Genomic DNA, 12,032 nt, shown 5'->3' on the forward strand with positions numbered 1-12,032 from the left:
ATTAGAAATATCGGAGGTGTCACGATGGGATTGATTCATTGTAATTTAAGAGTTTTAATGGCTCAGCGAGGCTTAAATATTCAAAAGGTGAAAGATCAAACTACTTTGTCTAGAACAACTATTTCTAATTTGTATAATAATTTGGGTTCGGGAATACAGTTTGGAACGCTAATCGAATTGTGTGAACTACTGAATTGTAAGCCGGGTGATTTACTATCCTATATACAAATGGAAATGGATTTTAAAGTAGATGCAGAAAGAGGATACAGCGTAAGAGAAGATACACTTGTGGATGAAAAAGGGAATGAACGAGAGTATGTTTCCGAAATACAAATTGACCTTAATATGAATACTTCCTTGCTGTATGAAGGTAAAAAAGACAACTTAGAATTCGAAGTTTATGTTGAGTATCATCTAGATGAAAAGAAAGAAATGAGTAGTATAGTCGTGGCCTCATCAGCTGATCTTGATAAAAGTTTAGATAACCTTGTTATTCCACACGCAAAAGAATATTTTCTTGAGGAATTAAGTGATTACCTTATAAACTGGGGGCATGATAGATTCTATGGTAATGAAATAGAAGGCATATCAAACTTAAGTGTTAATCATGGCTTTCTTATCGAAGAGAAAGGTAAATAACCATGGCATATATCTATAAACGGGGCAGTAAATGGGCCTACCGCGCATACGCTGGCAAAGACCCTGCTACCGGAAAGGATAAGCAGGCCAGTAAGTCTGGATTTCTAACAAAAAAAGACGCTCAATTAGCCGCAGCATTGTTTGAACGTCAATTTCATAACGGCGAATATGTAGAACCCTCTGCCATAACATTTGAAGCACTTTGCAATGACTGGTTAAAGCACTATCTTTCACAAGGCGCAAAAGAAAGCAGTCATAGGGCTAGGCGAATAGCGCTCAATCATGTTATTAATGAGTTCGGCCAAACGCTGATACAGAAAATAACAAAAAAAGCCTATCAAGATATGATAGACGAACTTTCCAGCCGATTCAGCACAAACTATGTTTCCAGTATTCACACCTCTGCTAACATGGTTTTTATTTATGCTCATGAAAATAAAATGATTAAAGACTTACCTTCAAAGGACATACGGCTGCCGAAAAAGAAAAAGACCGTTGCCGATCTGGAAAATGACAGTATCAATGAAAAGTTTCTTGAAAAAGAAGAATTAGAGGAATTTTTAAACGTCGCAAAACATGAAGGGTTAGAAGGCGATTTATTAACATTCACCATGCTGGCGTATACAGGCCTGCGTATAGGTGAAATGCTCGCTTTGAAATGGGCGGATATTGATTTTACAAATCATACTTTACGTGTGTATAAAACTTACTACAACCCTACTAATAACAAGTTAGGGTATCAGCTTCTCACACCTAAAACCGAAAGCTCTGTACGTACGATTTCCATTGATACAGTTTTAATTGACCTGCTCAAGCTTCATAAAGCAGAACAGGACAAAATCAAAATAGAAAATGACATATTTTATAAAGACGATGGCTTTCTTTTTGCTGGCAATGAAGGATACCCGAAAACAATAAAGCATATTGCAATTCGTATGCAGCGTCTTTTAAAAAGAACACACATAAAAAAGAACGTAACACCTCATTCATTCAGACATACGCATACCTCTTTACTGATTGAAGCGAATGTACACATCAAGGAAATTCAAGAACGCTTAGGGCATAGCGATATAAATACAACAATGGACATTTACGCACACATGACAAAGAACATAAAGAAAGAGGCCTCCACTAAGTTTAGTAACTTAATGAAAGACCTCTCTGATAAACTTATTCAGGAAAACATGCACAAAAACATGAACATGAATCATTTAGAACGCTTGTAAACGTTGTTATATCAACGTTTATAGGCGTTTTTTACATCATGCCGCCCATGCCACCCATATCAGGCATCCCGCCACCTTGTCCTGCTGGTTCTGGAATGTCTGCGACTACTGCTTCAGTCGTCAGGAACATTGCTGCAACAGATGCTGCGTTTTGTAAGGCTGAACGCGTAACTTTGGTTGGATCGACGATGCCTTCATCCACCATGTTGACCCATTGGCCGTTAGCGGCGTTGTAGCCGATGCCGACTTCTTCGGATTTCAGGCGGTGAACGATGATCGACCCTTCAAGGCCTGCGTTTGTTGCGATTTGGCGAACTGGCTCTTCAAGTGCACGAAGCACGATGTTGATGCCTGTTGCTACGTCGCCTTCCTGAGTTTCAAGAAGTTCAGCCACTTTGCTGTAGACGTTGACCAATGCTGTACCACCGCCGGCAACAATTCCCTCTTCAACAGCTGCACGAGTTGAGTTTAATGCATCTTCAATGCGAAGTTTACGTTCTTTCAACTCAGTTTCAGTAGCTGCTCCGACTTTGATGACTGCAACGCCGCCAGCCATTTTTGCCAAGCGCTCCTGCAATTTCTCTTTGTCGAATTCAGAAGTTGTTTCTTCCAACTGATTGCGGATCTGCGTAACCCGTGCGATGATGTTTTCCTGGTCGCCGGAGCCTTCCACGATAGTTGTGTTTTCTTTCGAAACAACCACTTTTGATGCGCGCCCGAGCTGAGCGATATTCGTTGTTTTCAATTCAAGTCCAAGATCCTCTGTAATCACTTCTGCGCCAGTGAGTGCAGCGATATCCTCAAGCATTGCTTTACGACGGTCACCAAAGCCTGGAGCCTTAACAGCTACTGCATTGAACGTACCGCGCAATTTGTTGACAACCAATGTTGCCAACGCTTCGCCTTCGACATCTTCAGCCACGATCAACAATGGCTTGCTTTGCTGAACCACTTGCTCAAGGATTGGCAGGATTTCCTGGATGTTGCCGATTTTCTTGTCAGTAACCAGGATGAATGGGTTCTCAAGAACCGCTTCCATTTTATCCGAATCCGTCACCATGTATGGAGACTGGTATCCACGGTCAAACTGCATACCTTCTACAACATCAAGTTCAGTCGTAAAGCCGCGTGACTCTTCCAATGTGATGACGCCGTCGTTGCCAACGCGCTCCATCGCTTCAGCAATCAGTTTGCCGACTTCTTCGTCGCCAGATGAAATGGCTGCAACTTGTGAAATCGATTCTTTGCCTTCAATTGGCTTAGAAATAGCTTTCAGTTCTGCAAGCGCGCTTTCAACTGCCAATTCGATTCCGCGGCGGATGCCGACAGGATTCGCGCCAGCTGTAACGTTCTTCAACCCTTCACGGATCATTGCCTGTGCAAGAACCGTAGCTGTAGTTGTACCGTCACCTGCGATATCGTTTGTTTTTGAAGCAACTTCCGCAACAAGTTTAGCTCCCATGTTTTCAAAAGCATTTTCAAGTTCAATTTCTTTTGCAATTGTTACACCATCATTGGTGATCAACGGTGAACCGAATTTTTTCTCAAGAACCACATTGCGCCCTTTTGGCCCAAGTGTCACTTTTACTGCATCTGCTAATTTATCTACGCCTTTCAGCATTAAACTGCGTGCGTCTTCACTGAACTTAATATCTTTTGCCATGTTTAGCTTCCTCCTGTGTCGTTGGTTTATTTTAGCCTAAAACTGCTAATATATCGTTTTCACGTAAAATCAAATATTCTTTGCCTTCATATTTCAATTCAGATCCTGCGTATTTCGAGAAGATGACGCGGTCGCCAGCTTGCACATCCAATTCTGTGCGCTGCCCGTTTTCACGGATAAGTCCATTTCCTACAGCGATCACATGGCCCTCCTGCGGTTTTTCCTGTGCTGATCCCGGTAAGACAATACCGCTTGACGTTTTTTCTTCCGCTTCGATGAGCTCAATAATTACACGATCTCCTAGTGGTCTTAACAATTGAAACACCCTCCTCAAATTATCTAAATGTTCTCGCTTAGCACTCTCAACCTCTGAGTGCTAACCCACTAACAAGTTTAATAAAATCTTCTGTCTTTTGCAAGCAGGAACCATTATGATTTTGATTTCTTTGCGGTTATTCTCTGAAAGCTCTACAATAGAAAGAGCATCCATCAGTGAAAGGAATTACATCATGCCCACCAAACGAAAAACCTTTATAGACAATTTTTTAAAAAATGACAGCACTCCCCGCCCAAAAGCTAAACAGACCAGCGGCCACCGCCCGAAATCCCAAGGCAAAAAGACGCCGCTGTATGTATTATTGATTTTTATTGCTGCACAACTTTCACCGATCCTGTTTATCGCTCCCACCCTGAGTTACTTTCAGGGGCAGGGCATGGACAAGGCAGCTGCCGGCGCCGCCACATCAGGCTGGCTGATTTTCCTAACCATGGGCATTGCCTTTCTTCTTACGCTGCTCATCATTTTCCGGGACAAGCGCTTTTTTGATATTTGGAAAGGCACGAAATCCAGCTTTTTCATGTCAGTCGTCTGGGGCTTTCTCGGCTTCTTGCTCTTACTAATTGGGCAATCGATTGCCGCTTTAATTGAAATGAAGGTTCTCGGCATTGATCCCGGTTCTGAGAATACCGCTTCATTAGTTAACATCGCTGAAGCCGTGCCGCTTGCGATCGTATCGATTGTGCTGTTTGGACCGATTCTTGAAGAACTGGTTTTCCGCCGCGTCCTTTTCGGTTCGCTCAACCAAACGACCAATTTCTTTTTTGCGACAGCCATCAGTGCTTTGGTGTTCGCTTTGATCCATTTTGACTTTACGCACTTGCTGCTGTACTTTACTACCGGGTTGATCTTGGCATTCCTGTACCAGAAAACCAAGCGCATCATCACGCCGATCATCGCCCATATTTGCCTGAACGGCTATGTCATGCTGATTCAACTCAATATGGATAAGATTTTGGAATTCCAAAAACAGATGGAAAAGCTTCAATCAGCAGGACTTTCCTTCATCTTCCAATAACCAATAAAATAGAATCAAAACGAACGGGCTAGGTGGTGATGTTTGCTGCATAGCCGGTTTTGCTATAACCGAAGAACATGCCTCCATTTGGAGACATAAGAAAAAACCTTCCCCGATCTAATTCGGTGGAAGGTTTTTTCGTTATTCTATCGGTTGTTGCTGCTCTTCGATAATCTGCTGCTGTTCGGCTTTAAGAAACTTGCGGTAGCCGATTTTGGCAATGATGACACTAAACTCATACAGCACGATCAACGGCAAGGTCACAATCATATGCGAGATGATGTCCGGTGGCGTAATAAACGCTGCGATGATCACCAAGCCGAGATAGGAATACTTGCGGTATTTCGTCATCAGCATCGGCGTGATGATGCCAAGCCTGGTCAGGAAGAGCATCAGTACCGGCAGCTGGAAAATCAAGCCGAACGGCAATGTAATCTGGAACAGAAACTGGAAATACTCATTGATGCCGATAGTTTCCTGAATATCCATATTGTCCGAGATATTCAACATAAATCCGATTACGTAAGGAAACAGGATTAAATATGCAAACGCGATGCCCGCAAAAAACAACAGCAGGGAAAACGGAATATAGCTGAGTGTCGCTCTCCGCTCCTTGTCGAGAAGGCCCGGGCTGATAAACGCCCAGAACTGATACATGATCAACGGAGACGTGAAGATCAGCGCTAAAATCATGGTCACCTGCATGAAAATTTTGAGCGGGTCTGTAATTTTAAATGCGTTTAAGGTAAGATCTCTCGCTTCTTCTGTGTACTGCAGGTATTGAATCAACGGCTGGGCAAGAAAAAAGCTGACAATAACGGCTAATATAAAGAAAACGACTACAATGGTCAGCCGTTTTCTCAATTCACCTATATGTTCAACTAAAGTCATATCTTTTTCTGTCATCAGACAAACATCCTATCGTATTTCCTTTTGCTCATCTTTCTTTTTCAAATCTACTTTATCGTCATCGTCGTCCACAAGTCCTTTTGTAGCGTTTTTAAACTCACGCAAAGACGAACCGAACGCTTTTCCAAGTTCCGGCAACTTTTTAGGACCGAAAACGAGTAAGGCAACAACACCGATAATAATGATACTCATTGGACCTGGCATACGTGGCACCTCCTGTATTATGGCTCCATTTTACATCATTCAGAGCGTTTTGGCTATTTGGAAAGGACTTGCAAATGTGAAGTTTTTAAGTCATTGCTGCTTGATCTGGTAAATCAATGTCTGCAATTCAACCGACAGATCGATGGTCTGGACACGGATATGGTCGGGCACCGAAATGCGTACCGGCGTAAAATTTAAAATCCCTTTGATATCGGTCTTCGCCAAGCGGTCTGTCACTTCCTGTGCCGATCGTGACGGCACCGTCAAAATGACCAGTTCCACCCCATACTCTTTGATCTTTTCTTCAATTTTGTCGGGATGATAGGTATCGATTTCGCTGATCTTCTCGCCTTCCAACGGACTGTTCGAATCGAACGCCACAATAATTTTCGTATTGTGGTTGCGGTGGAAATTATACTTTAGAAATGCACTGCCGAGTCCCCCAACGCCGATCAATGCTACATTTGTAGCTTCGTCCTGATCCAATGTCTTGCGGAAAAACAGCAGCAGCTCCTGAACGTCATAGCCATAGCCTTTTTTGCCGAGCGCACCAAGATGTGAAAAATCACGGCGGATGGTGGCAGAATCAATTTTCATCGCTTCGCTCAATTCCTGCGAGGAAATCCGTTTTTGTCCGGCGTTCGCAAAGTTTTGAAGGAAACGGTAATACAGCGGCAGCCTTTTGGTCGTGGCTTGCGGGATTTTAGATGTCTCGTGTAACATACGCTTTCGCATCCTCCTGAGGTGTTGTCAAATCGCTTTCATCTTACATTAGGAGACTTGATATGTAAAGGCTTGTGCAATTGCGAACAACCGCCCCATCAGCTACACTTAAAGAGAATAGAGGTGACCTACATGATTGTATTGCAAGTAAACCAAGTCTATAAATCATTTGGCGCGGAAGAAATCCTTTCAGGCGTTAAATTGGAAGTTCAGCACCGTGACCGTGTGGCATTGGTAGGCCGCAACGGCGCGGGGAAATCCACTTTACTGAAAATCATAGCCGGTGAAATATCCTACGACAGCGGCGACATCAGTATGCCGAAGGATTTGACGATCGGCTATCTGGAACAGCAGACCAATTTGGAATCGGACGCTACTGTCTGGGATGAAATGATGACGATTTTTCATCATTTCCGAGAACAGGAAGCGAAACTTCACCGCCTGGAAGCGCAGATGGCCGAACCTGATATATACAATAATCCCGCAGAAAATGACAAGGTCATGAAGGAATACGACCTGCTGCAGAACGATTTCAAAGATGCGGGCGGCTATCAATACGAATCGGATACACGAGCCATCCTGAACGGTATGAAATTCTATCCTGAAGACTTCGACAAAAAAGTGGTGTCGTTATCGGGCGGCCAGAAAACGCGCTTGATGCTGGCAAAGCATCTCCTCAGCAAGCCCCAGCTGCTGATTCTCGATGAGCCCACCAACCACTTGGACATCGAGACACTCAGCTGGCTGGAAAACTACCTGAAGAACTACCCGGGTGCTTTGCTGATTGTTTCCCATGACCGCTATTTCCTCGATCAGGTCGTGACGCTGGTCTACGAAGTTTCCCGCCATCGCGTCAAAAAGTATAACGGCAACTACAGCCGCTACCTGGATGAAAAAGCCAAGCAATACGAATTGGACCAAAAGCATTTCGAAAAACAGCAGGGCGAGAAAGCCAAGCTGGAGGATTACGTCCAGCGCAACTTAGCACGAGCTTCAACGACCAAGATGGCTCAAAGCCGCAGGAAGACCCTGCAGAAAACCGATTGGATGGAAGCCCCTGACAGCAATGAAAAATCTGCCCGCTTCGGCTTCGCCATCGATAAGCAAAGCGGCAATGATGTCTTGAACGTCGAGTCGCTGACAATCGGCTATGCCGACAAACCAGTTTCCGAGAATATTTCACTGAAGCTGTACCGCCAGGAAAGCCTGGCACTGGTCGGTCCGAACGGCGTCGGCAAATCGACTTTACTGAAAACCATCATGAAAGAAATAGAACCGCTCGAAGGTGACATCCATTATGGCACCGGCATTCAGTTTGGCTACTACGACCAGGAACAGGCCAATTTAAAAGGCAATAAGCTGGTGCTGAATGAATTATGGGATGATTACCCTCTCATTAACGAAAAAGACATACGCGGCATCCTGGGGCGTTTCCTGTTTACCGGCGATGATGTGCTGAAACCTGTCTCTACATTATCAGGCGGCGAGAAGGCACGTGTTGCCCTGGCGAAGCTGATGATGCAAAAAGCCAACGTCCTGCTGCTCGATGAGCCCACCAACCATTTGGACCTCGACAGCAAGGAAGTGCTGGAGAATGCTTTATTGGATTACCCGGGCACCTTGCTTTTTGTCTCGCATGACCGCTATTTCATGAACCGGATTGCTACAAAAGTTATCGAACTCACTCAGGATGGAGCAACTGAATACTTGGGTGACTATGATTATTACGTAGAGAAAAAGCTGGAAATTGCTGAACTGAAGGCTCTTGATGAGGCCGGTTCGGTTACCGAAGTGAAAACAGTGGCTGCCGCTTCTACTTCGCAGATTGATAAAGAAGCGAAAAAGCTGGAACGCCAGCTGGTCCGCCAATCAGAAGAAGTCGAACAGGCTATGGAAAAACTGGACCTGCAGATTACCGAAATCGAAGAGCAATTATGCGAGCCGGAAATCTTCCAGGATCATGAGCGGGTCCTGCCGCTTCAAAATCAATTGGAAAAACTGAAAGCCGACCACGAAGGAACGATGACCCAATGGCTTGAACTTCAGGAAAAAATTGAAAATATTTAATTTGAACCGGCTCCTTTATAGCCGGTTTTTCTATTGCTATATATAGGTCAATAGGAATTCATGAAATATTTATTTCCACAGATTTCTCCACAATCCTTCGCTTGTCTAATCAACTGTCAACAGACTTTTACACATTATCCACAAGCAGAAGAAATGTTATCCACATAGTTTTCCACTTCTAATCATACAATATGTAGAATAGTCCCCTTTTACCCCCTAGTTGTAAACAGTTTATTAACAAATTGTGCATAAGTACAAATGTTCTCTCTTGACAGAACAATTATGCTCTATCCTATTAAAGTCTGAATTTTATGTAAAAAAAAGCAAGTAATTTTACACATTTCAGAAAGCCTGAAATGATGAAATTACTTGCTTCTATTAAATCCATGATGTTAAAGGCATACCTGGACGGCCATTCATTGCCATGTTGCCGTAAAGTCCTTTTTCATACATAACAGTTCCCGCTGCAGCAATCATTGCCGCATTATCAGTACACAAAGGCAGGGATGGAATATGAAATGGAATCCCTTTTTGCTTGAATGCTGCATCCAATGAGTTCCGCAATCCTTTATTCGCGGCAACTCCGCCTGCAGCAATCACTTGCCGAGCTTTGTACTCTTCAGCTGCACGCATCGTTTTTCCAGTCACTACTTCCACTACACTGTTCTGGAACCCGGCAGCCACCCGTTCAGGCACTACTTGTTCACCACGTTGTGCTGCATTGTGCATATAGTTCAATACAGAGGATTTCAAACCACTAAAGCTGAAGTCATAAGATCCTTCTTCCAGCCAAATACGCGGAAACATTACAGCCTCGTCACTGGTATGTGCCAACCGGTCGATATGGGGACCACCTGGATACGGCAGGTTCAGCGTGCGGGCGACTTTATCGTAGGCTTCTCCCGCCGCATCGTCACGCGTTTCGCCAATTACAGTGAAATCTCCGTGTTCTTTCATGTAAATCAGTTCGGTATGGCCGCCTGAAATAACCAAAGCAAGAAGAGGAAACTCCATTTCCTGCTCCAACCGATTTGCATAAATATGGCCAGCTATATGATGAACCCCTACTAGAGGCAATTGATGTGCAAAGGCAAAAGCCTTTGCCGCATTGACGCCAATCAGCAAAGCTCCAACCAGTCCCGGGCCTTCAGTTACCGCCACTGCATCTAATTGATCCGGTTCCATTCCGGCCAGCTGCATAGCCTCTTCAATGACCAATGTGATTTGTTCCACGTGATGTCTTGAAGCGATCTCCGGCACTACGCCACCAAAACGTTTATGGCTCTCAATTTGAGAAGCCACGATATTGGAGATGATTTCCGTTCCATTTTTGACAATGGAAGCCGCCGTTTCATCACAGCTTGTTTCAATTCCCAAAACATAAATGTCTTTACTCATCAAAATTCACCCACATCACTATGGCATCTTCGTAATTGTCCGTATAATACCGCTTACGGATGCCACCATTTTTAAAGCCTAACTTCCGGTAAAGATTTTGCGCTACTATATTGCTGACGCGGGCTTCTAATGTCATCAGAACAGCACCATGCTCTTTCGCTGCATCAATCGCTGCCTGCATCAGGCCTTCCCCAAGTTTTTTGCCGCGCTGATCGGGGTGGATGGCGATATTCGTGACATGTGCCTCATCTATCACGAGCCACATTCCGCAGTATCCCACGATGCCTTCATCCATTTCGGCAATCACGTAATACGCATGCTCATTGCTGATCATTTCATAGTAAAAAGCATCTTTGGTCCATGGCAAAGTAAATGACAATCTTTCTATTTCATAGACCTCTTCAATGTCCGCAATCGTCATTTTTCTGTATCTTACTGCTTCATTCATAGGATTTGGCCTTCTTGGGCCTTGTTGTAATTGGCTTCCGCTTCCGTAATCCGGCGGTATTCAGGCACGGCGTGGTGAACATCGCTTTCCTCTGACTGCTGTGCCAGCAAAATCAAATTCGATGCACGTGGCAGCCGGTTCTGGATGCTACTGAAATGAGCTGCTCTACCCAACACTTCAACAATCAGTGCTTCGTGCAATGCGGCGTCAATCCCAGTAAACAGCACAGGGCGGCCAAGTTCTTTCGCCTTCAACAGAAATTCCTTCACGTCACTATGCTGATCGGCAAGTACCGACTTCAAACCGGTCCCCTCATACAGACCGATAAAGGCCGTTCCACGGCGAGCATCCATAATGGGACAAACGAGCCCATCAAACCCCTGTCCATTCGCAGCGAGCACTTTTAAACTGGAAACTGAATGAAGTGGAATTTTCAGCGACCAAGCCAAGGTTTTCGCAATGGTCAAACCGATGCGTACGCCCGTATAAGATCCAGGACCTTCCGCTACTGCAATATGAGTCAGATCGGCAGGCAGCACTTTGGCTTTTTTCATCATTTCCTCTATCGCCGGCATTGCCGTCAACGAGTGATTGATTTTTAAATTGGCTGTTTCTTCTATTAAGACCACACCGTCCTCAATCAACGCAAGCGCCAATGGAGAATTCGAGGTATCGATTCCGAGATAGATCATAGGTTTAGCTCCCTGCAAAGATTTTCATAGCGTCTGCCAATCGGATGAAGAGCAATCTTGCGCCCTTGTTCAGACTGTCGGTTAATTTTGATTTCCAGGCGTTCTTCTGGCAGGTACTCTTCTATAAATGTGGCCCATTCGATCACAGAAACGGCTTCGCTGCTGAAAAATTCATCAAATCCGATATCTTCGTCACTGTTCTCAAGACGGTAGACATCAAAATGATTCAAATCCAGGCGTCCCGAATATTGCTTTAAGATTGTAAAGGTAGGGCTGTTTACCATTCGTTGAACCCCAAGGCCTTTGGCTAAGCCTTTCGTGAAGGTTGTTTTCCCGGCACCCAAGTCGCCTTCAAGCGTCAGCAGATCCCTTGGCTTCAATAATTGGGCCAGAGTGGCCGCAAAAGCTTCCGTTTCCTCGGGCGAATTCAGCATAATTGTATACATCATTTCTCATGTCACCTCGATTGATTCTTTACATAGTTTAGCGAAATTGCTGCAGTAAATCAAAGTATATCTTTTTCCGGTAGCAGGTCTTTTCATACTTTAATGAAGAACAAAAAAATGAACACAGCAAGGTCGCTGTGTTCATCATCAAAATTACGGTCCCGACCGGGATCGAACCGGCGATCTCCTGCGTGACAGGCAGGCATGTTAACCGCTACACCACGGGACCAAAAAAAACAGACCAGCGACGTCTTACTCTCAC

At 44.5% G+C, this 12,032-nt stretch carries 13 protein-coding genes and 1 tRNA gene; 4 read left to right on the top strand and 10 right to left on the bottom strand.

The genetic code is table 11. The features are described 5' to 3' along the window. Positions 1-24: 24 nt before the first annotated feature. Both J7I83_RS04505 and J7I83_RS04510 read left to right on the top strand, forming a co-directional pair. Positions 25-639 carry a helix-turn-helix domain-containing protein gene (locus tag J7I83_RS04505; RefSeq protein WP_215099482.1) on the top strand — a complete coding sequence of 205 codons (615 nt, stop codon included), beginning with the start codon at positions 25-27 and terminating at the stop codon, positions 637-639. 2 nt (positions 640-641) lie between these two features. Beyond that, the gene (locus tag J7I83_RS04510; protein ID WP_215099483.1) at positions 642-1,865 is read left to right on the top strand and encodes a site-specific integrase; all 1,224 of its coding nucleotides are present in this window, start codon (positions 642-644) and stop codon (positions 1,863-1,865) included. 31 nt (positions 1,866-1,896) lie between these two features. Here J7I83_RS04510 and groL read toward each other — a convergent pair whose 3' ends face one another. Continuing rightward, entirely contained in the window at positions 1,897-3,528 is a 1,632-nt protein-coding gene (groL, locus tag J7I83_RS04515) for a chaperonin GroEL (RefSeq protein WP_215099484.1), read from the bottom strand. A gap of 31 nt (positions 3,529-3,559) precedes the next feature. After that, positions 3,560-3,844 (bottom strand): co-chaperone GroES, encoded by a 285-nt coding sequence (gene groES, locus J7I83_RS04520; RefSeq protein WP_006831533.1) that lies wholly within the window; start codon positions 3,842-3,844, stop codon positions 3,560-3,562. Between the two features lie 115 nt (positions 3,845-3,959). Between groES and J7I83_RS04525 the strand changes: the two genes are divergently transcribed. Beyond that, positions 3,960-4,883, top strand: coding sequence for a CPBP family intramembrane glutamic endopeptidase (locus tag J7I83_RS04525; protein ID WP_353048227.1), 924 nt, complete (start codon positions 3,960-3,962; stop codon positions 4,881-4,883). Positions 4,884-5,024: 141 nt separating this feature from the next. Here J7I83_RS04525 and tatC read toward each other — a convergent pair whose 3' ends face one another. From tatC to J7I83_RS04540, 3 genes are all read right to left on the bottom strand, one after another. Beyond that, on the bottom strand, positions 5,025-5,789 hold the full coding sequence (gene tatC, locus J7I83_RS04530) for a twin-arginine translocase subunit TatC (protein ID WP_215099485.1): 765 nt from the start codon (positions 5,787-5,789) through the stop codon (positions 5,025-5,027). A 12-nt stretch (positions 5,790-5,801) separates the two neighbouring features. Beyond that, on the bottom strand, positions 5,802-5,996 hold the full coding sequence (locus tag J7I83_RS04535) for a twin-arginine translocase TatA/TatE family subunit (RefSeq protein WP_146558198.1): 195 nt from the start codon (positions 5,994-5,996) through the stop codon (positions 5,802-5,804). A gap of 90 nt (positions 5,997-6,086) precedes the next feature. Next, positions 6,087-6,719, bottom strand: coding sequence for a redox-sensing transcriptional repressor Rex (locus J7I83_RS04540; RefSeq protein WP_215099486.1), 633 nt, complete (start codon positions 6,717-6,719; stop codon positions 6,087-6,089). Positions 6,720-6,851: 132 nt separating this feature from the next. Between J7I83_RS04540 and J7I83_RS04545 the strand changes: the two genes are divergently transcribed. Then, entirely contained in the window at positions 6,852-8,786 is a 1,935-nt protein-coding gene (locus J7I83_RS04545) for an ABC-F family ATP-binding cassette domain-containing protein (protein ID WP_215099487.1), read from the top strand. Between the two features lie 378 nt (positions 8,787-9,164). On the opposite strand, the gene tsaD is transcribed toward J7I83_RS04545, so the two are convergent. The 5 genes from tsaD to J7I83_RS04570 all read right to left on the bottom strand — a co-directional run bounded on the left by tsaD (position 9,165) and on the right by J7I83_RS04570 (position 11,999). Further along, positions 9,165-10,184 (bottom strand): tRNA (adenosine(37)-N6)-threonylcarbamoyltransferase complex transferase subunit TsaD, encoded by a 1,020-nt coding sequence (gene tsaD, locus J7I83_RS04550; RefSeq protein WP_215099488.1) that lies wholly within the window; start codon positions 10,182-10,184, stop codon positions 9,165-9,167. Further along, positions 10,177-10,632, bottom strand: a complete 456-nt coding sequence (gene rimI, locus J7I83_RS04555) for a ribosomal protein S18-alanine N-acetyltransferase (protein ID WP_215099489.1) — start codon at positions 10,630-10,632, stop codon at positions 10,177-10,179. The genes tsaD and rimI overlap by 8 nt, the downstream gene beginning before the upstream one ends. Beyond that, positions 10,629-11,324, bottom strand: coding sequence for a tRNA (adenosine(37)-N6)-threonylcarbamoyltransferase complex dimerization subunit type 1 TsaB (gene tsaB, locus J7I83_RS04560; protein ID WP_215099490.1), 696 nt, complete (start codon positions 11,322-11,324; stop codon positions 10,629-10,631). Before tsaB ends, rimI begins: the two co-directional genes overlap by 4 nt. Next, a complete protein-coding gene (tsaE, locus tag J7I83_RS04565; protein ID WP_215099491.1) occupies positions 11,321-11,773 on the bottom strand; it encodes a tRNA (adenosine(37)-N6)-threonylcarbamoyltransferase complex ATPase subunit type 1 TsaE in 453 nt (150 codons plus the stop codon). The genes tsaB and tsaE overlap by 4 nt, the downstream gene beginning before the upstream one ends. Before the next feature lie 153 nt (positions 11,774-11,926). Then, positions 11,927-11,999, bottom strand: a tRNA-Asp gene (locus tag J7I83_RS04570). Positions 12,000-12,032 lie beyond the last annotated feature (33 nt).

The sequence above is a fragment of the Planococcus sp. ISL-110 genome (assembly GCF_018613575.1).
Taxonomy (GTDB): Bacteria; Bacillota; Bacilli; order Bacillales_A; family Planococcaceae; genus Planococcus.

Coding starts and splice junctions, on each gene's coding strand:
- J7I83_RS04505 (WP_215099482.1), top strand. CDS start 25: ATGGGATTGATTCATTGTAATTTAAGAGTTTTAATGGCTCAGCGAGGC.
- rimI (WP_215099489.1), bottom strand. CDS start 10,632: ATGAATGAAGCAGTAAGATACAGAAAAATGACGATTGCGGACATTGAA.
- tsaE (WP_215099491.1), bottom strand. CDS start 11,773: ATGATGTATACAATTATGCTGAATTCGCCCGAGGAAACGGAAGCTTTT.
- J7I83_RS04535 (WP_146558198.1), bottom strand. CDS start 5,996: ATGCCAGGTCCAATGAGTATCATTATTATCGGTGTTGTTGCCTTACTC.
- tatC (WP_215099485.1), bottom strand. CDS start 5,789: ATGACAGAAAAAGATATGACTTTAGTTGAACATATAGGTGAATTGAGA.
- J7I83_RS04540 (WP_215099486.1), bottom strand. CDS start 6,719: ATGTTACACGAGACATCTAAAATCCCGCAAGCCACGACCAAAAGGCTG.
- J7I83_RS04545 (WP_215099487.1), top strand. CDS start 6,852: ATGATTGTATTGCAAGTAAACCAAGTCTATAAATCATTTGGCGCGGAA.
- groL (WP_215099484.1), bottom strand. CDS start 3,528: ATGGCAAAAGATATTAAGTTCAGTGAAGACGCACGCAGTTTAATGCTG.
- J7I83_RS04525 (WP_353048227.1), top strand. CDS start 3,960: ATGATTTTGATTTCTTTGCGGTTATTCTCTGAAAGCTCTACAATAGAA.
- J7I83_RS04510 (WP_215099483.1), top strand. CDS start 642: ATGGCATATATCTATAAACGGGGCAGTAAATGGGCCTACCGCGCATAC.
- tsaD (WP_215099488.1), bottom strand. CDS start 10,184: ATGAGTAAAGACATTTATGTTTTGGGAATTGAAACAAGCTGTGATGAA.
- tsaB (WP_215099490.1), bottom strand. CDS start 11,324: ATGATCTATCTCGGAATCGATACCTCGAATTCTCCATTGGCGCTTGCG.